Genomic DNA, 24,115 nt, shown 5'->3' with positions numbered 1-24,115 from the left:
CTGTAAATATGTAAGCGTTTTCTAATTATATGACTTCATGGGGGGCTAGAACATGCTTAGTATGATTGGATTAATTGGAGGGTTATTGCTGCTCATTGTACTAACGATGAGAGGCATGAATTTATTTATAGCAGGTCCGCTCAGTGCTTTAGTTGTTGCGTTAACAAGCGGAATGCCTTTATTTCCGCAGCTGGTGAAAGAAGGAGAAGCAAATTTTGTTGGAAATTACATGTCTGGTTTCACAGGATTTATTGCTTCTTGGTATTTAATGTTTCTATTGGGCGCCGTCTTTGGAAAAGTGATGGAAGACAGCGGGGCTGCTGATAGTGTTTCTCGCTGGATTGTTAGTAAACTAGGAATGAAAAGAGCAGTGTTGGCGATTGTCCTTGCCTGTGCGGTCTTAACATACGGAGGAGTCAGTCTGTTTGTAGTAGCATTCTCTGTCTATCCAATGGCTTTAAGCTTATTCAAACAAGCCGATTTGCCGAGGCGGTTTATCCCTGCTGCTTTAGCATTCGGTTCAGTTACGTTTACGATGACCTCAGCTGGGTCGCCTGAAATCCAAAACTGGATTCCAATTGAATATTTGAAGACTAGTCCGTATGCAGGATGGGAAGTTAGTTTAGTTGTAGCAGTAGTGATGGCTGTATTCGGCTACTGGTGGTTAAAGCGCTTGATTTCAAAAGCAGTTAAAAATGGAGAGCGTTTTATATCACGCGAGAAAGATCCAGTAGTAACGGAAAATCAGTCTCTTCCTAATCCTTTATTAAGTTTGCTTCCGCTTGTGGTCGTGCTCATTATTTCTTTTGCACTTCATAAGCCACTTCAGCAATCTGCGTTGATTGTCGCACTTTTAAGCGGGATCATTGTCACTTATATTGTGAACCGAAAGCATTTTAAAGGATTTTGGAATGCAGCTTCAGAAGGAACGCTGGGTGCGTTAATTGCTATTGGGAATACAGCCGCTGTCGTAGGTTTTGGAGGAGTTGCTAAGGCTGTTCCCGCGTTTGGAGTGGCTGTAGATGCCATGACGCATATTCCAGGAAGTCCGTTGATTGGGGGAGCTATTGCCGTGAGTGTTATCGCGGGGATGACAGGTTCGGCTTCAGGAGGTCAGGCGATTGCTTTGCCAATTTTAGCGCCTCACTATCTAGATGCTGGTGTAAATCCAGAAGCTCTCCATCGCGTAGTAGCTATTTCCTCTGGAGTATTAGATTCCTTGCCTCATAATGGTTATGTCGTAACAACAATTAATTCTATTTGCGGAGAAACTCATAAAGATGCGTATGGATCAGTTGCAGCAATGACGGTGATTGTGCCGCTTGTTGGTCTTGTACTTGCGATTATCCTGTTTTCTTTTGGATTGGGCATTTAATAATAGCAGCTAAAGGAAGCAGGGACAGGAATAAAAGTATTTTAGTTGAAGGAAGATCCGAACGATGAATCGTTCGGATTTTTTCATGTTTATGGTGCACGTAGGTTTCATTTGTTTAGGTGCTTCTAGCTGTGGAGTGGAGGGAAAGACAAAGACAAAGACTCCTGAAATAGGTGAGACCCCGCATGAGTGTAAGCAACGAGGAGGCTCATCGGCTGCCCGCGGAAAGAGAAGTCTTGCACGGAAATCAACAGTGGTGTAACCAAGAGATTCATACTAGCGCATTTATCCCATTTGTTCGTCTTTAAATTGGATTGATTTAATTATGTCTCAATCCTTTTTTGTTTGGCCGTGGATGTATGTTTTTGGGAGAAGTTGTTCATATATAAGAATGAAAGAGAGGATTTAGCAACAAAGCAGTGCTGCAGTGCAGAAACTTTTACAAAATCCGTTGAACAACTTGCAGTTTACGAACATATTATTTACAATACAAGGTAGTATGATGTAAAAACTATGATAAGGAATAGTAGTGAACGAAGCGAGCTAAGAGAGTTGACGGTTGGTGCGAGTCAGCAAACGAGCGTTCATGAACTCACCTTGGAGTTGTAAATGTGAAGTAAAGTAACATTTGCCGTCTATCCGCGTTAAGGAAAATGAGTGAGTACATAATTGTGCTAATTTGGGTGGTACCGCGGGAAGTTTATTCAACCTCTCGTCCCTTTGTTTGAGGGATGAGGGGTTTTTTAGTTTAATTAAATACAGCTGGAGCGTACAAGGAGGATTATGTATGGCTTTTAATCATGAAAAGATCGAACAAAAATGGCAAAAAGTTTGGGAAGAAAATAAAACATTTAGAACAACAGAAGATGAAGGAAAGCGTAAGTTTTACGCATTAGATATGTTCCCTTATCCATCTGGCGCTGGTTTACACGTTGGGCATCCAGAAGGTTATACAGCAACGGATATTTTATCTCGTATGAAGCGTATGCAAGGATACAATGTACTTCATCCGATGGGATGGGATGCATTCGGACTACCTGCTGAACAGTATGCATTAGATACAGGAAACGACCCGGCTGAATTCACTGAACTTAACATTAATAATTTCCGTCGTCAAATCAAATCGTTAGGTTTCTCTTACGATTGGGAGCGAGAAATTAATACAACTGATCCAAACTACTACAAATGGACGCAGTGGATTTTCTTACAGCTATATAAAAAGGGCTTAGCTTATGTGGATGAAGTAGCTGTTAACTGGTGTCCTGCTCTAGGAACAGTACTTGCGAACGAAGAAGTGATTGACGGCAAAAGTGAGCGTGGGGGACATCCGGTTGAGCGTCGTCCAATGAAGCAGTGGATGCTTAAAATCACAGCTTATGCAGATCGTTTACTAGAAGATTTAGATGAGCTTGATTGGCCAGAAAGTATTAAAGAAATGCAGCGCAACTGGATTGGCCGCTCTGAAGGAGCTCACGTGCACTTCACAATCGATGGATACGACGACACGTTTACTGTGTTCACAACGCGTCCTGACACGCTATTTGGGGCAACGTATGCCGTTTTAGCACCTGAACATCCGTTTGTGGAAAAAATTACAACAGCCGAACAAAAAGAAGCAGTAGAAGCGTATTTAGATCAAATTAAAAGCAAAAGCGATTTAGAACGTACAGACTTAGCCAAAGACAAAACTGGCGTATTCACTGGTGCTTATGCAATTAACCCTGTAAACGGCGAGAGAATGCCAATTTGGATTGCTGACTATGTTCTAATGAGCTATGGCACCGGTGCAATTATGGCTGTTCCGGCTCATGATGAGCGTGATTATGAATTTGCTGTTAAATTTGAACTGCCTATTAAAGAAGTAGTAGCGGGCGGAGACGTTTCAAAAGAAGCTTATACAGGCGACGGCGAGCACGTTAATTCAGACTTCTTAAATGGTTTAGATAAAGAAGAAGCAATTTCAAATATGATTCAGTGGCTTCAAGCAAATGAAAAAGGTGAAAAACAAGTAACATACCGTCTGCGTGACTGGTTATTCAGTCGTCAGCGCTACTGGGGTGAACCAATTCCTGTTATCCACTGGGAAGATGGCACAACGACTGCAGTTCCTGAAGATCAGCTTCCGCTTGTGTTACCAAAAACGACTGAAATCAAACCGTCAGGCACAGGTGAATCTCCGTTAGCAAACATTGATGACTGGGTGAAAGTTGTAGATCCGGAAACAGGCAAAAAAGGGCGCCGCGAAACAAATACAATGCCTCAATGGGCAGGCAGCTGCTGGTATTACTTACGCTACATTGATCCGACAAACAGTGAAGCGTTAGCAGATGCAGATAAATTAAAAGAATGGTTGCCGGTTGATATTTATATCGGTGGAGCTGAACACGCTGTTCTTCACTTATTATATGCTCGTTTCTGGCATAAGTTTTTATATGATATCGGCGTAGTTCCAACAAAAGAGCCGTTCCAAAAACTGTTTAACCAAGGTATGATTCTTGGAGAAAACAACGAAAAAATGAGTAAGTCAAAAGGTAACGTTGTAAACCCAGACGAGATCGTAGAAAGCCACGGAGCAGATACGCTTCGCCTTTATGAAATGTTCATGGGGCCTTTAGATGCATCAATCGCTTGGTCAACAAAAGGGCTTGATGGTGCACGCCGTTTCTTAGATCGTGTATGGCGCTTACTTGTTGACGATAACGGTGAATTAAGCAGCAAGGTTCAAGAAAGCAATGACACTACGCTTGAACGCGTGTATCACCAAACGGTGAAAAAAGTAACGGAAGATTACGAAGGCCTCCGTTTTAATACAGGTATCTCCCAGCTTATGGTATTCATCAATGATGCATACAAAGTTGACGTGCTGCCAAAGCAATACGTAGAAGGATTTGTGAAGCTATTAGCACCAATTTGTCCTCATACGACTGAGGAATTATGGAGCAAACTAGGTCACGAAGATACAATTTCATATGAGGCTTGGCCTGCGTTTGACGAAGCGAAACTTGTAGATGATGAAGTGGAAATTGTCGTTCAAATTAACGGTAAAGTACGTGCGAAAGTAAACGTACCTGCTGAGGCATCTCGTGAAGAGCTTCAAGATATTGCAATGGCTAATGAAGATGTTAAAGAGTTCATTGAAGGTAAGACAGTGCGCAAAGTGATTGCTGTGCCTGGTAAATTAGTAAACATCGTAGCTAATTAAGTATTGATGTAGAACAGAACTCCTGACTAAAGAGCTGTCAGGGGTTCTGTTCTAGACCTAAGCGCCTGATGTCCGCCTTTCGGGTTAACATCAGGCGCTTAGTTAAATCTTTAACTACGATTGGAAAAGCTTAGGCAGGCTTGCTGCTTAAGCTTTTCTTATTTTGTGGCATAAAGGTATTTGAATTTGCTACAATAGCGATAGCAAGCTGAATGAAAGAATAGAGAGGAATGACGAAGATGGAAGAAGTAAAAGTAATTACGCCTGAAGAACTTCAAAAACGTGTTGAAAATGGAGAAGAACTTCATTTAGTTGATGTGCGCGAAGATGAAGAAGTAGCAGAAGGAATGATTCCAACTGCTAAACACATTCGTATGAATGATATTCCAGCTAATGTGGATTATTTCGATAAAGACAAAGAATATATTTTCATTTGCCGTTCGGGCCGCCGCAGTGAAAACGTATGTTACTACCTTCAAGAACAAGGATATAAAGTAACAAATATGGCTGGCGGTATGTTAGAGTGGGAAGGAAAAACGGTTAATAAATAAAAAAGAGGCTGAGACAAAAGTATCTTAGCTGAAGTGAAAAATGAACCATTGATCAACATGTTTGATTAGTGGTTCATTTTTTTTGTTATGGTGAACATAGGTTTTATTTGTTTCGTTTCTTCTAGCAGTTGATTGGAAGGCAAGGCGACGACTCCTGCGAGAAAAGCGGAACAGGTGAGCCCCCCAGGAGCGCAAGCGAGGAGGAGGCTCACCGGCCGCCCGCGGAAAGCGAATTCTTGCAAGGAAATCGACTGCCGTGTTACAAGCGGTTCAGCTCATGTATCCCATTTGTTCGTCTTTAGATTGAATTAATTTAGTTATGTCTCAACCTCTTTTTTGAATGAAACTTCTGCCATCCGACTAAAATGATAGCAGGAAAACAAATGATGACTAAATCTATAAAAGCCCTCATAAAAATAGAGGTAGTAAGAGATTGAAAATCCGTACAAAAACCATCATCAAGAGAAACAGTCCATTCTGATTGAAACAAATTTGATAGGACAAGGTGGTAGAAGCTGTGATACAAGTAAAAATGTTTGATAAAGAGCATGAAAAAGATTTAGAATTTGCGGTGAATCGATTTTTACGGAAATTAGAGGATGAAGACGTCGTTGATATTAAATACCAAGTGACAGTGGATGTTGATCGTGATGAGCAGGTGTACTGTTTTTCAGCCATGGTGATGTATAAAGCCTAGCATATTATGCTAGGCTTGTTGCAAATTCTCCTGCATTACTGCCAGCCAAACGGCCTGTTACAAGAGCAGAAGTGATATTGTATCCTCCAGTATATCCGTGGATATCAAGAATTTCCCCGCAGAAGTAAAGGCCTTGCATAAATTTCGAAGACATTTCTTTTGGGTGAATTTCTTTAACGGATACGCCACCTCCTGTTACGAATGCTTTTTCTAAAGAAAGCGTGCCGTTTACAGCAAATTCAAATCGTTTGCACAGTCTTGCAAATTCTCTCAGTTTCTCATGCTGAAGCTGTCCTGCTAGCGCTTGGCTATCAATGCCTGCTTGCTCGAGTAAAAACAATAGATAGCGTTCAGATACAAAACCTTTTAAGACATTTTTAATTGCTTTTTTCGGCTCTTCTTTTGTTGTTCTGACTAATTGTTGGAAAATATCTTCTTCGTTTTGGCTAGGAAATAAATCAAGAGACATTTGAACAGTGTTGCTTTTTTGTTTCTTTAACTCTTTAACAACATATTGGCTGCAGCGAAGAGCGGCAGGGCCAGAGATGCCAAAGTGAGTGAAAATCATATCCATTTGATGAGTAATGACAGGTTTGCCTTTTTTATTAAGCACGCTTAGTCCTACATTGCGAAGCGATAGACCTTGAAGCGTTTTGGTTTTAATAAAGTGTTCGCTAGATGTAATAGGAACTTCTGTTGGGTAAAGTTCAGTAATTTTATGCCCCGCATCTTTTGCCCATTGATAACCGTCTCCTGTCGAACCTGTATGAGGTACTGATTTTCCACCTACTGCAATCACAACGCTTTTCGTTTGGATTGCTTCCCCGTTTTGAAGCACAACTTCTTTTACCGTGTTATTCTCATAGTTTACGCGTTTAACGGCTGTGTTTGTGCGAATCGTCACACGAAGACGGTGAAGTTCGCTAATTAATGCGTCAACAACAGATTGCGCTTTATTGCTGACCGGAAACATACGACCGTGATCTTCTTCTTTTAATTTAATTCCAAGGCCTTCAAAATAAGAGATGATATCTTCGTTATTAAAAACAGAAAACGCACTGTATAAAAAGCGTCCGTTTCCTGGAATGTGTTTAATAAGTTCATCAATGGGAAGACGGTTTGTCACATTACAGCGTCCGCCTCCAGAAATGGCAAGCTTTCGTCCAAGTTTATTGCCTTTATCAATTAATAATACGTTTGCACCTGACTCACCAGCTGCAATCGATGCCATCAAACCAGAAGGTCCTCCTCCGATTACGACTACATCATATATCATACTTTCACCAACCTGTCTATTCTTAAAAAATTTTAGTTTGTTCACTGACAAATCTCTCAACATTGGATAAAATGGGCTATAGTCTTTGTTTTTTAGTTTGTTGACGAGTGCGAGTGAGTATAAGACCTTTCTTAGTGTATACTGTCACTTGCTTCTTTTCAATTCTATCATTATTATCATTATGTAACATTAAGTATCGGAGGCAAACGTATGTCTGATTCAAAATTGTTAAGAGGGACCTTTGTGCTAACGCTTGGCACCTATGTATCCCGAATCTTGGGAATGATTTATTTATTTCCATTTGCGATCCTTGTTGGAACCGTAGGGGGAGCACTGTTTGGTTACGGATATAACCAATATGCTATTTATTTAAGTATTGCTACAGCCGGTATGCCAATGGCGGTATCGAAATTTGTATCAAAATATAATGCACTCGGTGATTACTATACGAGTAGAAGAATGTACCGGGCCGGCATGAAATTAATGCTTGTCACAGGAATACTTGCATTTTTACTTTTATATTCGTTAGCTCCTGTTATGTCTAGAATTACACTGGGAGGTTCTGATTTAAATAACTCCTTAGAAGATGTAGTAATGGTTATGCGAATGGTTAGTGTTGCGTTAATTGTAGTACCGATGATGAGTTTAATGCGAGGATTTTTCCAAGGTCACCAGTCTATGGGACCAACAGCTGTTTCACAAGTAGTTGAACAGCTTGTGCGGGTTGTCTTTTTATTGGCATCTACCTATATCGTCATCAAAGTTGTCCATGGAAGTCTTGCATTAGCCGTTGGATTTGCTACGATGGGGGCTTTTGTAGGAGCTCTTGCTGGACTGGCTGTATTAATTTGGTATTGGAAAAAACGAAAGCCTTATCTTGATAAAATGGTGAACGAGCAGACGGTAACGCCTACGCGTATTTCAACCGTATCCATTTTTAAAGAGCTGCTTACGTATTCATTGCCATATGTCTTTGTCAGCTTGGCTATTCCGCTTTATCAGTATGTGGACCAATTCACATTTAACCGTGCGATGGTAGCGGCTGGACAAAAAGAAATAGCAGAGTCAATGAACGGAATTGTTCAGTCTTATGTTCCAAAGCTTGTGATGATTCCCGTTTCATTAGCTACTGCGTTCGGTTTGACTCTTGTACCAACGATTACACGTTCCTTTGTGAATAAAGATTATAACGTACTGCAAAAGCAAATTGATCAAACATATCAAACGATTATGTTTCTTGTGCTGCCAGCATCTGTAGGATTAATGGCTTTAGCTGGCCCAGCCTATACGTTTTTCTTTGGAACAGATGCATCCGATGCGGGTGGAAATGTCTTGCTTTACTATGCACCGGTAGCTTTATTGTTCTCATTTTTTACGGTTAATGGAGCTATTTTACAAGGAATCAACAAACAAAAATATGCTGTTTTAAGTCTATTATTTGGATTGATTGTGAAAATTGTCGTGAACGTTCCATTTATTCTTATGTTCCACGAGATTGGTTCAGTTTTAGCGACAGCACTAGGCTATATCGTATCTCTTGTTTATATGTTTGCGCTTATTCAAAAACACGCAAAATATAACTACAGTGAGTTTATAAAACGCTCTGTGCTTATTCTCATTTTTGTTGCGATTATGGGAATCAGCGTAAAAATTGTCGCAGCAGTGATTGGTCTGTTTACAACGCCAGGACGATTCTCTGCCACTGTTATTACGATTATAGGAGCAGCAGTAGGCGGCATTATTTACTTTATTATCACCTATCGTTCAAGCCTGCTTGAAAAAGTAATGGGAGCGAGGGTAACAGGTGCAATTGAACGAAAGATACTGCGCCGAAATAAACAGCGCAGTGCCTAAGAAGATGACTCGTTAGAGTCATCTTCTTTTCAAAAAAGAGGAGGATATTACATGCGTTTGGATAAATTGCTTTCTACCATTGGGTACGGAAGCCGAAAAGAAGTTAAAGGTCTTTTAAAGACTGGAGCTGTTAAGGTAGACGGTACAGCAGTTAAAGATGCTAAGGTCCACGTTAATCCAGATGAACAAGAAATAACTGTGCATGGCGAAGCCGTTTCTTACCGAGAATTTGTTTACTTTATGCTTCATAAGCCGCAAGGCGTCATATCAGCAACAGAAGATTCTCTTCATGAAACAGTTTTGGACTTACTTGAACTTGACGATGCTGTGTATGACCCATTTCCGGTAGGGCGTTTAGATAAAGATACAGAAGGGCTCTTGCTGCTGACGAATGACGGTCAGCTTGCACATCAGCTGCTATCTCCTAAAAAACACGTTCCTAAAACATATTTTGCAAAAATTAATGCACCGGTGACTGAAGAAGATGCTGAAGCATTTAGACAAGGTGTCACTCTTGATGATGGATATGTAACAAAATCAGCAGAGTTAAAGATACTAACAAGCGGTGTGGAATCAGAAATTGAATTAACGATCGTTGAAGGGAAATTTCATCAAGTGAAGCGTATGTTTGAAGCAAGAGGAAAAAAAGTAACGTATTTAAAACGTTTATCTATGGGAGCTTTGCTATTAGACGAGTCGTTAGATTTAGGAGAGTATAGGGAGTTAACGGAAGAGGAACTAGCTTTATTACAACAATCAAATGCCTAAGAAGAGGCGAAAGAAAAAGGAACCTAAGTCTAAAATGGTTCCTTTTTTTGTCCACTTTGTTAGACAAGTGAAACATTTCACGTTAAAGCACTTAAACGAGTACCAACTCTGCTTGACGTGCAAATGGAGCGGGGGACTATGCACTCGTCCAAGTCTGGACTTTCTACTGCGTAGAATTTTATCTCTATATATAAATCACTTACTACCCTTGAAATAAACTTACTAGGATGACATCTTGACCTTCTTTTGCGTAGTCGTCCATGTACCGCGACTTGGGCTGCGAACTAAATCATTATATGCTAACACATTCAAGTCACGCTGAATGGTTCTTGGTGTAATACCAAATTCGTCTACGAGCTCTTGCGTTGTAACTGTTCCATTTTTACAAATGAACATATAGACCGATTTGATACGAGTTAGCATTCGATTAGTTGAAGGTTTCAAAAAACCACTTCCTTATTCGTTTTTCGTAAGGCACAACTTCTTTATAACTCTGAGATGTCAAGCACTATTTCAGTCCTTATTCTTATTGTACACAAAATCGACAGAAAAATAAAAGAGAAAACGCAAATTAACACAATATTTACAAAAAATGATATAAATATGTAATCCTTTCGTAACATCTCCTTCCTCTATTTGCACATTTTTTATAGTATATGTAAACAATAAACAAATAGAATCCGTTTTTATCGATTGTGCCTACAAATTATTTCCCGGAATTTTGACTCTGTAAACCTTTGATATGAAAGGAAAGAGACAATTATTTCTTTCTATATAAAGGTATGATAAAGTTAAATTTACCAATAGTAATGATAGATACAATCTGTAAAAGCAGGAAAAGGAGACAAACAGATGACCGCAATTAATTGGAAAGAGGAAGTTCAAAAAAGAGAAGCTGAAATTCTAGCTGAGACGCAGCGTTTTCTACAAATTAAAAGTGTTTTGACAAGCACAGAAAAACAAGAAGAGCCATTCGGACCTGGAATTGCTCAAGCGCTTCACTTTCTTTTAAATAAAGGAAAAAATGACGGGTTTTCCGTCAAGAACGTAGACGGATATGCTGGTCATATTGAGGCAGGAGAAGGGAAAGACCTTCTTGGCATTCTTTGTCACGTAGACGTTGTTCCTGAAGGAGACGGGTGGTCGGTTGATCCATACGGCGGTGAAATAAAAGACGGGAAAATTTTTGCTAGAGGAGCAATCGATGATAAAGGCCCGACGATGGCTGCTTATTATGCGATGAAAATTGTGAAAGATTTAGGGCTTCCTCTATCTAAACGGGTTCGAATAATTATTGGAACGGATGAAGAAAGTGACTGGAGATGTGTAGACCACTACTTCAACCATGAAGAGATGCCAACTATGGGATTTGCGCCGGATGCGGATTTTCCTATCATTTTTGCTGAAAAAGGCATTACAGATGTAGAAATTCGCCAGCAGCCAATTGAAGGAACAAAGGGAAGCGTTCAGCTTACATCATTTGTCTCTGGGCGACGCTACAATATGGTTCCTGATCTTGCAACAGCTGTTCTTGAATTCCATAGTGAAACGGATATTGAAAATAAATATAATCAATTTTTAAAGGATCAGTCTTTAAAAGGTTCAATAACAGATAAGAGCGGTGAATACAAACTTACTTTAGAAGGCGTTTCAGCACATGGAAGTGTGCCTGATAAAGGGAAAAATGCTGGCCTTACGCTTCTTCGCTTTTTACACACATTAGAACTTGATGAACAAGCTAATCAGTTTGTAGGTTATGCAAATGCGTATTTAGTCCAAGATGCACTAGGAGAAAAAATGGGCTTAAATCGCAAAGATGAGGTCACGGGTGATTTAACGATAAATGTTGGAATCATGTCTTACAATCAAGAAGAAGCGGGGCACTTTGGTTTAAACATTCGCTATCCTGTATCAGCTCATATTGACGATATTATTGATACGATTAAAGAAAAAAGTGAATCTTATCAAATGACCATCAAACATTTTACAGATTCTAAACCGCATCACGTCGATCAAAAACATGAGCTTATTCAAACGCTTCAAAAGGTTTACCAAGAACAAACAAATGAAGAACCTACACTTATTTCAATTGGAGGAGGAACATATGCCAGAGCATTAGAAGCGGGTGTGGCATTTGGACCTCTTTTCCCAGGCCGTGAAGAAGTAGCGCACGAAAAAGACGAGTACATGGTAATTGAAGATTTACTTCGTGCAACCGCTATTTATGCACAGGCTATTTACGAATTAGCTAAATAAAAAAGCGAACGCCTTTGCGTTCGCTTTTTTATTATTCAAATGAGAACAGGTCGCTTGATAAGTAACGTTCACCTGTATCGCAAGCAATACATACGACCACTTGATCAGGAGATAATTTTTTGGCTACCTCGATAGCAGCATAGCACGCAGCGCCAGATGAAGGACCGACTAAAATTCCTTCTTCAGAAGCCAAGCGTCGTGTAATATCGTAGGCTTGTTCATCTTTAATTTTTAAAATTTCATCGTAAACATCTACATTAAGCGTATCAGGAATAAACCCAGGGCTTGTTCCTACAAGCTTGTGCTTCCCAGGTCTTCCTCCAGATAATACAGGAGACCCAGCTGGTTCCACAACATGAACGGTCATATTTGGGTAGTTTTCTCTTAGGACTTCACCAGTTCCTGTAATCGTTCCCCCTGTTCCAGCAGTAGCAACAAAAGCAGATAGGTCTTTGCCTAACTCGTTCATTGCCTCAATAATTTCTTTAGCAGTCGTTTTTCGATGTGCGTCAGGGTTTGCATTATTTTCAAACTGCATGGGCATAAATGCATTTGGAATTTCTTTTGTAAGTTCTTGTGCTTTGCGGATTGCTCCAGGCATTTTCTCATCACCCGGTGTTAGAACAACTTCAGCACCATATGCTTTTAACAAGTTAATTCGTTCTTGAGTCATGGTATCTGGCATGACTAAAATAGAACGATAACCTCTTGCCGCTGCATTCATAGCTAAGCCAATACCTGTATTTCCGCTCGTTGGTTCAATAATAGTAGAATTTTCATTGAGCAAGCCTGCTTTTTCAGCTTCCACGATCATATTAAAAGCAGCACGGTCTTTTACACTACGGCTTGGATTAAAAAACTCTAGTTTTAAGTAAACGGATGCTCCATCTGCAGGTTGAAGACGATTCAACTTAACAAGGGGTGTCTCGCCAATCAAATCAGCCATATTGTTAACAACTTTCATTTTTCTCATCCTTTTCTTATAAAAATTCTCTGTATTGTTTCTATGATAACACAAATTCTTATTTTTTAAGCACATGACAAATTTTCAGAAAAACCTCTCTATTTCATCCGAAAAAGCCTTTAAAATAGATCTAGCTCTTTTTGAACATAACCACTTGGGGAAAGATAATAAAAAGAAAAGGAGCGATTTGATGAAAGGCGATAAACATTATTTTATTGGAATCAACGTGCCTGTATCCATTGCACATCAGGCAGAAAATTGGGCAAAGGAATTAATACCTTTTCCTTTCAAACAATGGACATACCCTGACGATTATCATATAACGCTACAATTTTTAGGGTTTTTAGATGACAAAAAGGAAAAGCTGATTACGCGCTTAAAAGAAGTAGCCTCCCGTCATTCAAGTTTTTCGCTGCAGACAGGTCAGTACGATGTGTTCGGTGCGTATAACAAGCCTAGAGTACTTTATGTAAGCCTTAGGCCAAATGATAATCTTATGAATCTGCAAAGGGATATACAGGCCGTATGGGAAGAACTGAGCTCCTTATACGAAAAACGTCCTTATCGTCCTCATATTACGATTGCAAAGAAGTGGGGAGGGGAAGCCGGACTTTTGGAAGAACAGTTAAAGCAAACGTCGATTGAAGAACAGTTTCAAGTAAGTTCGTTTGCCCTTTTTGAAGTTCATCCTGCTAGCAAACCTAAATATAAAAAAATACTATCTTTTTCCTTGCAGTCACAGTAGCATATGAACATACAAGCATGGAGAGAGGCTATTTAAAAATCACTCTTATCAAAGGAAAGAAAACGCCGATGATAATAGAGAAATCATCGGCGAACAAAGTTTTAGAGGAATTTTAATTAGGGGATTGATGTAAACGTGGCGCAGCTACTTAAGGTGCAAGATTATATTTCCCGTTATGAAAAAGACGTTTATCACTACACGTCTCAGTTTAATCACTTAAAAAAGCATAATTGGAAGAAAGTAAAGCAATTATTTGAAGAAGGGCTATTACATGAACCGCCTGTACAAGAAGAAACAAAAGCTCAACGTTCATTTTTGCAAAAAGCAAAAGAGCGGTTTACAAGAAAAAAAGAAACGTGTGAAGTGGAAGAAGCGTTCTCTAGCGATAGCGTGGAAAATCAAGAGCTATTGAGGTTTACAACTCTTCCACAAACAGCGGAAGACTTGAAAATATTGTTTTTAGAAAATGTATTTGATCTTCAAATGAAATGGGCTACATCCACTTTATTTGAGTTCTCACAAGCAGATCGTAAATATTACCATGATGAAGCTCTCCGTTATTTTATTCAGCGCTTTCCTGATACGTGTCTCGTGATGTACAAGCCTGTTTTCATGATTAATAAAGCTCCGGTAGAAGGAGATATCATTATTGTTACTCCAACGGAAACCCTCTGTATTTGTTTAATAGAAACATATAAAAGCGCTGTTTTTCAGTATTCAAAAGAAAATTTTTGGACAGAGTTAAGAGGAAGAGATCAAAAAAAGATATTAAATCCTTTAATTGGGTTAAATCGAACGGAGCAAATTGTCCGAAGCATCTATCGTACTCACGATATTGAACATAACGTAAAGAAAATATTGCTGAGCAGAAATGGATACATTGATTACGCTGCGGAGCCTTATCAGGTTGAATTTGTAGATGCTAGAAAGTACGAAGAGTGGTTTTATGAACTTAGGAAATCTAAAGCACCTTTAAAGTTTAAGCAGATGAAGGCAGCTCAAGTATTGCTCGAACACAGCCAGAGTATTTATTTTGACCGGGAATTCGAAGCAGGTGAATAATACGAACATTCACGCTATGAAAGTGCTTTCGTTTTTGCGTTTGCTACATATAATGCTACTAAAGAGGTAATTGGCATAAGGAGGAGAAAAGGATGACTGGTGATAATAAGTTTCAAGCTTATTTAGATCAAATAGATCGTATTACTCTTTTAGTTCCAACTTCTTATCATGAAGGTCAAATTGATTTTTTTGTGATTAAAAGTACACAAATGCATGAGACCATCTCTATTGAAAACGTACATGAATTAGAAGGTTTTATCAAATATGAAGGCAAGGTTGAAGGTAGCATAGAAATTGGACAGTCGTACGTTATCTGTGATAATTACGGGGAGAAAGTTCCGCTGCAGGTAGGAGCTGTTATACGAACCAAAGAGTTTGATGAGAGATTTTATTATAATCAAAATGATTTGGGTGCAGCATTTTATTCAGATCATATTATGATAAAAATTTGGGCCCCGACTGCATCAGCAGTGGTTTTAAAATTAATACATGCAAACAGTGGGAAAGAAGAACTGTACGTCATGGCTCGTCAAAGAAAAGGCGTATGGGAAAAGAAACTTCCCTTAGATAAAGAAGGGTATTATTATCGATTTTTAATAGATGTAAACGGCGGGACAAATGAAGCGGTGGATCCTTATGCCGTTGCAGCTACAGCAAATAGTGAATACGGAGTTCTGATAAATCTTCATACAGCCTATGTTCATCTCCATGAAAAGCCACCTTTCCTTCAGCAAACGGATGCCGTTATTTACGAAATGCACGTTCGCGATTTTTCTATTCATCCTTCAAGCGGGATAGAAAAAAAAGGTACGTACCTAGCTGTTACTGAATCAAGCGGGCAGCCAGGCAAAACAACAGGTCTTCATTATTTAAAAGAGCTAGGAGTGACCCACCTTGAATTTCTTCCTATTAACGACTTTGGCGGAGTAGATGAATTAAATCCTCATGCTTCTTATAATTGGGGGTATAATCCATTGTTGTTTAATGTACCAGAAGGAAGCTACTCCGCTGACCCTTCAAATCCCGCCACTCGTATTGCTGAAGTGAAACAATTAATATCAACACTTCATCAACAGGGATTCCGTGTTATTATAGATGTAGTTTATAATCACGTATTTGTACGAGAGGAATCACCTTTTGAAAAAATTGTTCCGGGCTATTATTTTCGACATGATGAGTTTGGGATGCCTTCGAACGGTACGGGAGTAGGAAATGATTTTGCTTCTGAACGGAAAATGGCGCAAAAGTTTATTATCGATTCAGTATTATTTTGGATAAAAGAGTACGACGTTGATGGGTTTCGCTTTGACCTCATGGGGATTTTAGATATAGAAACGATGAACATCATCCGGGAAAAAATAAATGAAATTGATTCTACTATTTTGGTGTTTGGCGAAGGCTGGGATTTAAACACTCCTCTCCCCTATAATCAAAAAGCAATTATGGCGAATGCCCGCCAAACGCCTCAAATCGGCTATTTTAATGATCGCTTTCGAGATTCTGTAAAAGGAAGCACGTTTGATGTATATGAAAAAGGTTTTATCAGCGGAAATATTCATCAAAAAGAGACCGTGCAATCTGTGATAGCGGGGAGCATTCTGGATAAAGAAGACAGCCGGGCTTTATTTATAAATCCAGCACAATCAGTTAATTACGTTGAATCACATGATAATCATACGCTGTGGGATAAGTTAACGAATTCAAACGGAGAAGAAGACGAAGACAATCGTAGAAGTCGTCACCGCCTTGCTACTGCTATTGTACTTCTTTCGCAAGGCATACCGTTTCTTCATAGTGGTCAAGAGTTTTACCGCACTAAACAAGGCGTAGAGAACAGCTATAATTCACCCGATGATATTAATGCACTTGATTGGAATCGACGGATCAAATTTTCTCCTGATGTGAATTGGGTTCAAGAGCTGATTCGTATTCGCAAACAGCACGGTGCATTTCGCTTGGGAGATGCTTCAGCGATTAGGCAGCATGTCTCTTTCCTAAACACGCCGCAATCCGTTATTGGCTATTGCTTATCAAACGTATTGGCTTACGGTCCGTGGAAGAATATTATTGTGTTTTTTAATCAAGGCCTAATGGAAGAAAAAGTAGTTTTGCCAGAAGGACCATGGAAAATAGCACTTGATCATTGTAAAGTATATAAAAATGGGTATCCTACTATAGAGGATAATGCTATAAACGTTTCAAAGCTTAGCGTTCTTATTTTATTTCAAACGTAATTATTGTCTTCAACCACTTGACGAAAAAAGTGTGATGGAGATAATATTTATAAAGGATGGCTATTGATACATATCCTCAATAGCCGTCTTTTTTATTTACTAAGAAAATAACGTCATGATGTCTTAATAGATTGCTTTATTGAGTGAAATTTTTAAACGAAATGTGTGTGTTGAAATTGAAGGTGAATTGGTTGGAAGATATATTAGGAAGCGAATGGGAAATTACTCCTGCTGGCGGAGCGACAGGAGAAGCTTATTTTGCAAAATTTCAAGACCGAAAGCTTTTTTTAAAGCGTAATTCATCACCTTTTTTAGCAGTATTGTCAGCTGAAGGAATTGTACCGAAGCTCGTGTGGACAAGACGAATGGAAAATGGAGATGTGATCACAGCTCAGCACTGGCTAGATGGTCGAGAATTAAAACCAAAAGATATGAATTCGAGTCGAGTGACAGAATTGCTTAGTAAAATTCATCATTCAAACGAGTTATTAGATATGTTGAAAAGGTTGGGGAAAACACCGCTTCTTCCCGAAGACGTGCTAGCCGATATTGTAGAGAATGTGGACGAGCGACTTCAAAAAGAAAGTATTGTAGAGCAGGGAATCAGTTATTTACAAGCAGAGCTTCCGTCCGTTCAGACAGATAAATATGTTGTGTGCCACTGTGATGTGAACCACAATAACTGGATGCTTGGGGAGAATACGCAGCTATATTTAATCGACTGGGACGGAGCGATGATTGCAGATCCTGCTATTGATTTAGGTTTATTGCTTTATTGGTACATCAATCCATCTCAGTGGGAAGAATGGCTTGAGCATTATGGGGTTGAACTAACCGAGAACCTGAAAAAGAGAATGAAGTGGTATGTGATAAGTCAAACCATTTTATTCATTGAATGGCATCGTTCGAAAAATGAACGTTCTGAAATGAATTACTGGCTTGAATATCTTCGGATGTTGCTCGTCAACGACATTCAAGCACAGTAGCAAAGATTATGACAAGGTAGATAGTTCTTGGACCCATTGTGATAAATTTTGTTGATTGGTTTGAATATGTTCGTCTAAATGAGCAGCACTTTTTGCATCTTGCGTGTATTTATACACGTTTTGTAGTGTTGCTTGTACGTCTGTGCTAGCGTATCCTTTTGCTAACATTGATTGAATTAAACGTTCAACCTGTTCACATTCCGCAACCGTTCCGCAGCAATCACTTTGATGATTAGATAAAATATCTTTTAATATATTCATTTGGTGTTCGGCATTTAAAGGCATTAAGCATCATCCTTTCTCGTATGATGCTCTTATTTTTTTCTATCTAAACACAATTATGCATGAGAATGTCGGTTGTTTCGAATAACCGACATTTTCAATGCGTCAAAATACATTAAAGAGGTGCAACATGAGATTACGAAACAAACCTTGGGCAAAAGATAAAATTGCTGAAAATCCCCAATACGTGGTTCCAAACCCAGCAGAGTATAAAGGGAACTGGAAAGAGGTTTTTGGGAACGAAAATCCTCTTCATATTGAAGTAGGAACAGGAAAAGGCCAATTTTTAGTAGGGATGGCTAAACAAAATCCGCATATCAACTATATTGGAATTGAAATGTATGAAAGTGTCATCTTAAGTGCTCTAGAACGTTTGATTGAAGAAGAGCTTCCAAATTTAAAGCTGTTGAATGTAGATGCTAACCATCTTAGTGAGTTTTTTGCAAAAAATGACGTGGATCGCGTTTATCTCAATTTCTCTGATCCATGGCCAAAAAAGAGACATGCCAAACGCCGTTTAACATACAAAACGTTCTTAAGCATGTATGAAAACCTGCTGGTTGATGGTGGAGAAATTCACTTTAAAACAGATAATCAAGGGCTATTTGAATATTCATTGACAAGCTTTTCAGAATATGAGCTTCTACTCAAATACATTAGCTTAGATTTGCATAAAAGCGATTTTGAAGGCAATGTTATGACGGAATATGAAGAGAAATTTTCACAAAAAGGCAGCCGCATTTACCGCTGTGAAGTAAAATACCTGAACGAAAAAGACTGAGTTCCTCAGTCTTTTTTTGTTCAAAAAGAGAAGGAGATAGTGATAAAATAAAAAGGAATATAATGGAGGTGTAAAATGGAAACGTTAACAATAGGCGAATTAAAAGTGACATGGCTTCGTGGAGGGAATAATCATTTAGACGGGGGAGCAATGTTCGGTGTTGTTCCAAAAGAGCTTTGGACAAAAAAGTATCCTATCTCAGAAGGAAATCGAATTCCAATGAGGACGGATCCTTTGCTCGTTCAAACTGAAAAACACCTCATGTTAATTGATGCAGGCATAGGGAATGGTATGTTGGGTGAGAAAAAAAAGCGTCATTTTGGTGTAACAGAAGAATCATTTATTGCTGAAGATTTACAAAAGTTAGGGTTTACGTGCGAAGATATTACTCACGTCATTATGACGCATCTTCACTTTGATCATGTGTCAGGCTTAACAAAATGTAGCAACGGACATTTTTCCTCTGCTTTTCCAAATGCAAGAATCTTTGTTAGTGAAATCGAGTGGAATGAAATGAGAAATCCTAATATACGTTCTAAAAATACGTATTGGAAACAAAATTGGGAATTTATTCAGCATCAAGTAATAACATTTAGCGACAAAGATGAAATTGTGCCTGGAGTAACGGCTCATCATACCGGCGGTCACAGCGATGGTCATGCTGTAGTTGTATTAAAAGGAAACAATGACATCTTAGTGCATATGGGCGATCTTTTGCCAACACATGCACATCAAAATGTCTTATGGGTAATGGCATATGATGATTATCCAATGACTTCGATTGAACAAAAGCAGCAGTGGCTAGCTTATGCCTATGAGAATCAAGCTTGGCTAAGTTTTTATCATGATGCTTTTTATCGAGCTGTAAAATGGGATAATAAAGGAGAAATAGTTGACGAAATTAAACGGATGCATTCAGCGTCAATTCAATAATAGAACCGCTTTTTTTATCAATGAAAAACTCGTAATGTTCCTGTTTTGCATCACGTGTTCTGATAATTCCACCTGTATAACCATAAAAAGAGAGACCATGTTTTTGAATGACTTTAGTCGTTGTTTCAATCCATGAGCCGTCGATTGCCCCATTTTGTTTAAAAGCGCTTTTAACAATCGTAAGGGCTTCCGATGAGGAAATTGACGACTTTCTTTTTTGAAGAATATAAGCGCTTGCAAATCCGACTGCAGCTCCTGCTATTAGTTGAGTCCATTTCACGTTATTCACCTGCTTTTTAAGGATATGTTTTCATCATTATATCAAATTGTCGAATGCTTTGTTAAGTTGAGTTATAGAAGAGAAGGACAGAACTAGCAACTATTTCCGGTTTTCGATACAATAAAGAAAATGATACATAAAGGAGAGTATATATGAACAATGAAACGATATCTCTATTTAAAACATTAACGGAGTTACCAGGTGCCGCTGGAAACGAACATCAAGTACGTTCATTTATGCGCTCGCAAATTGAACCCCTTGTAGATGAAGTCATTCAAGATGGGTTAGGAAGTTTATTCGGCGTGCGCTATAATGAAGAAAAAGGTCCTAAAGTAATGGTAGCAGGACATATGGACGAAGTAGGATTTATGGTTACGTCTGTAACAGATAAAGGAATGCTTCGTTTTCAAACTCTAGGAGGATGGTGGAGTCAAGTACTGCTAGCTCAACGCGTCCATGTTGTTACCAAAAAAGGTCCTATCACCGGCGTAATTGCTTCTATCCCTCCCCATTTATTAGACGAATCACAGCGCAACAAGCCAATGGCCATTAAAAATATGATGATTGATGTGGGCGCAGATAGCAAGCAGGAAGTAGCAGAAATGGGCATTCGTCCTGGCGATCAAATTGTACCGATTTGTCCGTTTACGCCAATGGCAAATGAAAAGAAAATACTGGCAAAAGCATGGGATAACCGCTATGGGTGCGGACTTGCGATTGAATTATTAAAAGAAGTAAAAAATGAAAAATTGCCAAATATCTTATATTCTGGAGCTACTGTGCAAGAAGAAGTAGGGCTTCGCGGTGCTCAATCAGCTGCGAATATGATTAAACCGGATTTGTTTTATGCACTAGATGCTAGTCCAGCTAACGATACATCAGGCGATAAAAATGCGTTTGGACAATTAGGAAAAGGCGTATTACTTCGTATCTTTGACCGTACGATGGTCACACATAGAGGAATGAGAGAATTTATTTTAGATACAGCTGAGACAAACAGCATCCCTTATCAATACTTTGTTTCTCCAGGAGGTACTGATGCAGGGCGCGTTCATACTTCTAATAATGGAGTTCCTTCTGCGGTAATCGGCGTATGTTCACGTTATATTCATACTCATGCGTCTATGATTCATGTAGATGACTATGCAGCCGCAAAAGAATTACTAGTCAAACTTGTACGTTCTACAGACCAAACAACGCTCGATACGATTAAGCAAAACGGATAAAAAAGAACAAAGCAGCTGCTTTTGCGGTTGCTTTGTTTCATAATGACAGGAGAAAAAATGAAAATTGCAATCGGAACGAAAAATCCAACAAAAGTAAATGCAGTAAAAAAAGTATTTGGAGATACTTTTACATATGTAGAGGTAGCCGTGCAGTCTGGGGTGTCGCCACAGCCTTTTTCTGACGAAGAAACCATCCAAGGAGCGGTTAACCGCGCGCGTGCTGCTGTCAAAGAGGCAGGTGCTGATATTGGTATTGGGCTTGAAGGAGGGGTGCAGGAAACACCTCATGGCTTATTCCTTTGCAATTGGGGAAGTCTTGTTACCTCTAAGGATCTTGAACCGATTTTAGGTGGAGGAGCTCGTATTCGGCTTCCTGAAGCGGTAGCCGGTATGCTTCGTCATGATAAAAAAGAATTAGCCGAAGCTATGGAAGTGTATACAAACCAAAAGAATATTCGAAAAAAAGAAGGAGCAATCGGTATTTTCACCAATGGAAATTTAGATCGGACCGCTATGTTTTATCAGGTTGTTTTAATGCTAAAAGGACAGCTGGATTTTAGGACAAATCAAGCTGTTCAATAGGAAATTTCTTTGTAACCCTTTATAATAGAAAAGCATCAGTGTATGATAGTTGCAACAACTCATATACTATGTTTTGATGTAGAAGGATTAAATAATGTATAGGGCTTTAGCCGTTTAAATACGAAAGTCAAAGAAAAAGTGGAGGAAGAAAAATGGAAAAAATGCAAACAATTGAACAATACAAAGAAATCATTAAAGAAGGAAAACATATCATGATGTTTTCAGCAGACTGGTGCCCAGATTGCCGAGTAATCGAGCCTGTGCTTCCAGAAATTGAGGCCAATCATAGCGAGTATACATTTCACTATGTCGATCGTGACGACTTTATTGATCTTTGTGCAGAATTAAGCATCTTTGGAATTCCAAGCTTTGTTGGTTACAGCAACGGAGAAGAAACAGGGCGTTTTGTCAGCAAAGATCGTAAAACAAAAGAAGAAATTGAAGAGTTTATTAACGGCTTAAATGCATAAATCAAGTGAAGACTGATAGCGATCTACAGCTATCAGTCTTCATACATAAAAATGAGAAAAGGAGGCGTAAATATGGCGAAAATGAATAGTCAAAAGATGAGAAAACTACTAGAAGAGCGATTAACGGGTGCGGATTGGTCATTTTTATTTGATCGTGAAAAAGATACGCTGCGCGTTGAACATCAGGAAACGAAAAAAGGTGTAACCATTTCTTTACCTGGGCTAATTGCAAAATGGGAAGAAAAAAAGGAAGCGGCTCTAGATGAAATGGTATATTATATAAAAGAAGCTCTTCGTGTTATGAACGATGAACAGCAGGTAACGGGAAAAGAAAAGCGCATTTATCCAGTTATTCGCTCAACGTCTTTTCCAGATAAATCGAATGAAGACGTGCCGTTGATTTATGATGAACATACAGCTGAAACACGCATTTATTATGCGCTTGATTTAGGCAATACATATCGTCTATTAGATGAGAAACTAATTCGTAAGGAAGATTTAGATCTATCCGCAGTGCGGGAAATGGCTAAATTTAATCTTCGCTCTTTGCCGATTTCACATAAAAAAGATACGGTAGCAGGCAATGACTTTTATTTTGTAAATCAGAACGATGGATACGATGCAAGCCGAATTCTTAACGAGGCATTTTTGCAAGATTTTGCTTCTAGTGTTTCGGGCACAATGGCTGTAGCAGTACCTCATCAAGATGTGCTGATTCTAGCTGATATCCAAAACGAAACGGGTTATGATATTCTTGCGCAAATGACCATGAGCTTTTTTGCAAGTGGACGTGTACCCATCACAGCTCTTTCATTTTTATACGAAAACGGTGAGCTAGAACCTATTTTTATTCTAGGAAAAAATCGAAGTAAAGGACGGGACTAATTATGAATCTTTTTTATAATAAAGAAGGTATCGGCGATACGTTAATCGTCAAGCTAGAAGATATCGCAATTGAAAATCGTACGTTTGAAACAAAAGGCGACGTTGTGCGTATCTTTGATCAAAAATCAAATACAACAGCTGGCTATAACATCTTTCATGCTTCTTCTAAGTTAAAAGTAGAGGGAAATGGTTCTCTTGAATTAACAGAAGAAATGGTGGAAGAAGTAAATCATGTACTTAGCGAAAGCGGTTTTGAAGGTAAACTTGAAGTGGATTTATCTCCTAAATTTGTAGTGGGATATGTTCAAGAAAAAGAAAAGCATCCAAATGCAGATAAGCTGAACATCTGTAAAGTAGATGTTGGCACAGAAACACTTCAAATTGTGTGTGGAGCACCAAATGTAGACGCAGGTCAAAAAGTCGTGGTAGCAAAAGTAGGAGCGGTTATGCCAAGTGGTATGATCATTAAAGATGCAGAGCTGCGCGGTGTACCTTCTTCAGGTATGATTTGCTCTGCTAAAGAGCTGGCGCTTCCGAACGCTCCTCAAGAAAAAGGGATTTTAGTACTTGAAGATAAATATGAAGTAGGTCAACCTTTTCAAGCATAAAAGCAGAGTGCCATACTGATTTATAGGGCAAAAGCATGATGTTTTTTTACACGTATATTTCAAAGCGTTACAGTTGCTGAAAAGCAATTGTCAATTCT

General features: G+C 39.0%; 24 protein-coding genes and 1 other annotated feature. Of the genes, 19 read left to right on the top strand and 5 right to left on the bottom strand.

Going from position 1 to position 24,115, the window contains the following annotated elements; all coding sequences use genetic code 11:
- Positions 1-52: 52 nt before the first annotated feature.
- The 5 genes from LAV82_RS05970 to LAV82_RS05950 all read left to right on the top strand — a co-directional run bounded on the left by LAV82_RS05970 (position 53) and on the right by LAV82_RS05950 (position 5,825).
- On the top strand, positions 53-1,375 hold the full coding sequence (locus LAV82_RS05970; RefSeq protein WP_029319940.1) for a GntP family permease: 1,323 nt from the start codon (positions 53-55) through the stop codon (positions 1,373-1,375).
- 64 nt (positions 1,376-1,439) lie between these two features.
- Positions 1,440-1,637, top strand: coding sequence for a hypothetical protein (locus LAV82_RS05965; protein WP_029319942.1), 198 nt, complete (start codon positions 1,440-1,442; stop codon positions 1,635-1,637).
- 242 nt (positions 1,638-1,879) lie between these two features.
- Positions 1,880-2,098 (top strand) — a binding site (T-box leader).
- Between the two features lie 64 nt (positions 2,099-2,162).
- On the top strand, positions 2,163-4,577 hold the full coding sequence (leuS, locus tag LAV82_RS05960) for a leucine--tRNA ligase (protein WP_499715730.1): 2,415 nt from the start codon (positions 2,163-2,165) through the stop codon (positions 4,575-4,577).
- Between the two features lie 239 nt (positions 4,578-4,816).
- Positions 4,817-5,128 carry a rhodanese-like domain-containing protein gene (locus LAV82_RS05955; protein WP_013059522.1) on the top strand — a complete coding sequence of 104 codons (312 nt, stop codon included), beginning with the start codon at positions 4,817-4,819 and terminating at the stop codon, positions 5,126-5,128.
- 517 nt (positions 5,129-5,645) lie between these two features.
- Positions 5,646-5,825 carry a sporulation protein Cse60 gene (locus LAV82_RS05950; RefSeq protein WP_013059521.1) on the top strand — a complete coding sequence of 60 codons (180 nt, stop codon included), beginning with the start codon at positions 5,646-5,648 and terminating at the stop codon, positions 5,823-5,825.
- A gap of 4 nt (positions 5,826-5,829) precedes the next feature.
- Here the strand turns inward: LAV82_RS05950 and LAV82_RS05945 are convergent, their stop codons facing one another.
- Positions 5,830-7,101, bottom strand: a complete 1,272-nt coding sequence (locus tag LAV82_RS05945) for a BaiN/RdsA family NAD(P)/FAD-dependent oxidoreductase (protein ID WP_013059520.1) — start codon at positions 7,099-7,101, stop codon at positions 5,830-5,832.
- A gap of 210 nt (positions 7,102-7,311) precedes the next feature.
- Here LAV82_RS05945 and LAV82_RS05940 point away from each other — a divergent pair, with 210 nt between their 5' ends.
- A complete protein-coding gene (locus LAV82_RS05940) occupies positions 7,312-8,955 on the top strand; it encodes a putative polysaccharide biosynthesis protein (protein WP_029319951.1) in 1,644 nt (547 codons plus the stop codon).
- A 51-nt stretch (positions 8,956-9,006) separates the two neighbouring features.
- The gene (locus LAV82_RS05935; protein ID WP_013059518.1) at positions 9,007-9,723 is read left to right on the top strand and encodes a pseudouridine synthase; all 717 of its coding nucleotides are present in this window, start codon (positions 9,007-9,009) and stop codon (positions 9,721-9,723) included.
- 222 nt (positions 9,724-9,945) lie between these two features.
- On the opposite strand, the gene LAV82_RS05930 is transcribed toward LAV82_RS05935, so the two are convergent.
- Positions 9,946-10,167: a DeoR family transcriptional regulator gene (locus LAV82_RS05930; protein WP_013059517.1), complete on the bottom strand. Its 222-nt coding sequence runs from the start codon at positions 10,165-10,167 to the stop codon at positions 9,946-9,948.
- Positions 10,168-10,575: 408 nt separating this feature from the next.
- Here LAV82_RS05930 and pepV point away from each other — a divergent pair, with 408 nt between their 5' ends.
- Positions 10,576-11,979: a dipeptidase PepV gene (gene pepV, locus LAV82_RS05925; protein WP_211077205.1), complete on the top strand. Its 1,404-nt coding sequence runs from the start codon at positions 10,576-10,578 to the stop codon at positions 11,977-11,979.
- 31 nt (positions 11,980-12,010) lie between these two features.
- On the opposite strand, the gene cysK is transcribed toward pepV, so the two are convergent.
- Positions 12,011-12,943 (bottom strand): cysteine synthase A, encoded by a 933-nt coding sequence (cysK, locus tag LAV82_RS05920; protein ID WP_013059515.1) that lies wholly within the window; start codon positions 12,941-12,943, stop codon positions 12,011-12,013.
- A gap of 190 nt (positions 12,944-13,133) precedes the next feature.
- On the opposite strand from cysK, the gene thpR reads away from it, so the two are divergent.
- The 4 genes from thpR to LAV82_RS05900 all read left to right on the top strand — a co-directional run bounded on the left by thpR (position 13,134) and on the right by LAV82_RS05900 (position 17,970).
- Positions 13,134-13,688 (top strand): RNA 2',3'-cyclic phosphodiesterase, encoded by a 555-nt coding sequence (gene thpR, locus LAV82_RS05915; RefSeq protein WP_211077616.1) that lies wholly within the window; start codon positions 13,134-13,136, stop codon positions 13,686-13,688.
- 135 nt (positions 13,689-13,823) lie between these two features.
- Positions 13,824-14,750: a hypothetical protein gene (locus LAV82_RS05910; protein WP_146274129.1), complete on the top strand. Its 927-nt coding sequence runs from the start codon at positions 13,824-13,826 to the stop codon at positions 14,748-14,750.
- A 92-nt stretch (positions 14,751-14,842) separates the two neighbouring features.
- A complete protein-coding gene (gene pulA, locus LAV82_RS05905; protein WP_499715729.1) occupies positions 14,843-16,984 on the top strand; it encodes a type I pullulanase in 2,142 nt (713 codons plus the stop codon).
- 161 nt (positions 16,985-17,145) lie between these two features.
- Positions 17,146-17,970 carry a phosphotransferase family protein gene (locus tag LAV82_RS05900; protein WP_223269002.1) on the top strand — a complete coding sequence of 275 codons (825 nt, stop codon included), beginning with the start codon at positions 17,146-17,148 and terminating at the stop codon, positions 17,968-17,970.
- Between the two features lie 6 nt (positions 17,971-17,976).
- Here the strand turns inward: LAV82_RS05900 and LAV82_RS05895 are convergent, their stop codons facing one another.
- On the bottom strand, positions 17,977-18,255 hold the full coding sequence (locus LAV82_RS05895) for a YtzH-like family protein (RefSeq protein WP_013059510.1): 279 nt from the start codon (positions 18,253-18,255) through the stop codon (positions 17,977-17,979).
- 127 nt (positions 18,256-18,382) lie between these two features.
- On the opposite strand from LAV82_RS05895, the gene trmB reads away from it, so the two are divergent.
- Positions 18,383-19,033: a tRNA (guanosine(46)-N7)-methyltransferase TrmB gene (gene trmB / locus LAV82_RS05890; protein ID WP_499715728.1), complete on the top strand. Its 651-nt coding sequence runs from the start codon at positions 18,383-18,385 to the stop codon at positions 19,031-19,033.
- A gap of 75 nt (positions 19,034-19,108) precedes the next feature.
- Positions 19,109-19,966 (top strand): YtnP family quorum-quenching lactonase, encoded by an 858-nt coding sequence (locus LAV82_RS05885; RefSeq protein ID WP_499715727.1) that lies wholly within the window; start codon positions 19,109-19,111, stop codon positions 19,964-19,966.
- Here LAV82_RS05885 and LAV82_RS05880 read toward each other — a convergent pair.
- The gene (locus LAV82_RS05880) at positions 19,935-20,246 is read right to left on the bottom strand and encodes a PepSY domain-containing protein (RefSeq protein ID WP_013059507.1); all 312 of its coding nucleotides are present in this window, start codon (positions 20,244-20,246) and stop codon (positions 19,935-19,937) included. The two genes, LAV82_RS05885 and LAV82_RS05880, sit on opposite strands and share 32 nt — an antisense overlap.
- Positions 20,247-20,398: 152 nt before the next feature.
- Here LAV82_RS05880 and LAV82_RS05875 point away from each other — a divergent pair, with 152 nt between their 5' ends.
- The 5 genes from LAV82_RS05875 (at position 20,399) to ytpR (ending at position 24,017) form a co-directional block, all read left to right on the top strand.
- Positions 20,399-21,472, top strand: coding sequence for a M42 family metallopeptidase (locus tag LAV82_RS05875; protein ID WP_193424084.1), 1,074 nt, complete (start codon positions 20,399-20,401; stop codon positions 21,470-21,472).
- Between the two features lie 57 nt (positions 21,473-21,529).
- Positions 21,530-22,054, top strand: a complete 525-nt coding sequence (locus LAV82_RS05870) for a DUF84 family protein (protein WP_013059505.1) — start codon at positions 21,530-21,532, stop codon at positions 22,052-22,054.
- 152 nt (positions 22,055-22,206) lie between these two features.
- On the top strand, positions 22,207-22,524 hold the full coding sequence (locus tag LAV82_RS05865; RefSeq protein ID WP_013059504.1) for a thioredoxin family protein: 318 nt from the start codon (positions 22,207-22,209) through the stop codon (positions 22,522-22,524).
- 81 nt (positions 22,525-22,605) lie between these two features.
- Positions 22,606-23,409, top strand: coding sequence for a DUF1444 domain-containing protein (locus tag LAV82_RS05860; protein ID WP_013059503.1), 804 nt, complete (start codon positions 22,606-22,608; stop codon positions 23,407-23,409).
- 2 nt (positions 23,410-23,411) lie between these two features.
- Entirely contained in the window at positions 23,412-24,017 is a 606-nt protein-coding gene (gene ytpR, locus LAV82_RS05855; protein ID WP_013059502.1) for a YtpR family tRNA-binding protein, read from the top strand.
- Positions 24,018-24,115 lie beyond the last annotated feature (98 nt).

The sequence above is a fragment of the Bacillus sp. ILBB4 genome (assembly GCF_035064545.1).
Taxonomy (GTDB): Bacteria; Bacillota; Bacilli; order Bacillales; family Bacillaceae_H; genus Priestia.
Note: the sequence above shows the minus strand (reverse complement) of the source record. Positions and strands in the feature narration are given on the sequence as shown.

Excerpts from the sequence above, each read along its gene's own strand:
- LAV82_RS05970 (WP_029319940.1), top strand. The coding sequence starts at position 53 with ATGCTTAGTATGATTGGATTAATTGGAGGGTTATTGCTGCTCATTGTA.
- LAV82_RS05965 (WP_029319942.1), top strand. The coding sequence starts at position 1,440 with ATGAATCGTTCGGATTTTTTCATGTTTATGGTGCACGTAGGTTTCATT.
- leuS (WP_499715730.1), top strand. The coding sequence starts at position 2,163 with ATGGCTTTTAATCATGAAAAGATCGAACAAAAATGGCAAAAAGTTTGG.
- LAV82_RS05955 (WP_013059522.1), top strand. The coding sequence starts at position 4,817 with ATGGAAGAAGTAAAAGTAATTACGCCTGAAGAACTTCAAAAACGTGTT.
- LAV82_RS05945 (WP_013059520.1), bottom strand. The coding sequence starts at position 7,101 with ATGATATATGATGTAGTCGTAATCGGAGGAGGACCTTCTGGTTTGATG.
- LAV82_RS05940 (WP_029319951.1), top strand. The coding sequence starts at position 7,312 with ATGTCTGATTCAAAATTGTTAAGAGGGACCTTTGTGCTAACGCTTGGC.
- LAV82_RS05935 (WP_013059518.1), top strand. The coding sequence starts at position 9,007 with ATGCGTTTGGATAAATTGCTTTCTACCATTGGGTACGGAAGCCGAAAA.
- pepV (WP_211077205.1), top strand. The coding sequence starts at position 10,576 with ATGACCGCAATTAATTGGAAAGAGGAAGTTCAAAAAAGAGAAGCTGAA.
- cysK (WP_013059515.1), bottom strand. The coding sequence starts at position 12,943 with ATGAAAGTTGTTAACAATATGGCTGATTTGATTGGCGAGACACCCCTT.
- thpR (WP_211077616.1), top strand. The coding sequence starts at position 13,134 with ATGAAAGGCGATAAACATTATTTTATTGGAATCAACGTGCCTGTATCC.
- pulA (WP_499715729.1), top strand. The coding sequence starts at position 14,843 with ATGACTGGTGATAATAAGTTTCAAGCTTATTTAGATCAAATAGATCGT.
- LAV82_RS05900 (WP_223269002.1), top strand. The coding sequence starts at position 17,146 with ATGTGTGTGTTGAAATTGAAGGTGAATTGGTTGGAAGATATATTAGGA.
- LAV82_RS05895 (WP_013059510.1), bottom strand. The coding sequence starts at position 18,255 with ATGCCTTTAAATGCCGAACACCAAATGAATATATTAAAAGATATTTTA.
- trmB (WP_499715728.1), top strand. The coding sequence starts at position 18,383 with ATGAGATTACGAAACAAACCTTGGGCAAAAGATAAAATTGCTGAAAAT.
- LAV82_RS05885 (WP_499715727.1), top strand. The coding sequence starts at position 19,109 with ATGGAAACGTTAACAATAGGCGAATTAAAAGTGACATGGCTTCGTGGA.
- LAV82_RS05875 (WP_193424084.1), top strand. The coding sequence starts at position 20,399 with ATGAACAATGAAACGATATCTCTATTTAAAACATTAACGGAGTTACCA.
- LAV82_RS05870 (WP_013059505.1), top strand. The coding sequence starts at position 21,530 with ATGAAAATTGCAATCGGAACGAAAAATCCAACAAAAGTAAATGCAGTA.
- LAV82_RS05865 (WP_013059504.1), top strand. The coding sequence starts at position 22,207 with ATGGAAAAAATGCAAACAATTGAACAATACAAAGAAATCATTAAAGAA.
- LAV82_RS05860 (WP_013059503.1), top strand. The coding sequence starts at position 22,606 with ATGAATAGTCAAAAGATGAGAAAACTACTAGAAGAGCGATTAACGGGT.
- ytpR (WP_013059502.1), top strand. The coding sequence starts at position 23,412 with ATGAATCTTTTTTATAATAAAGAAGGTATCGGCGATACGTTAATCGTC.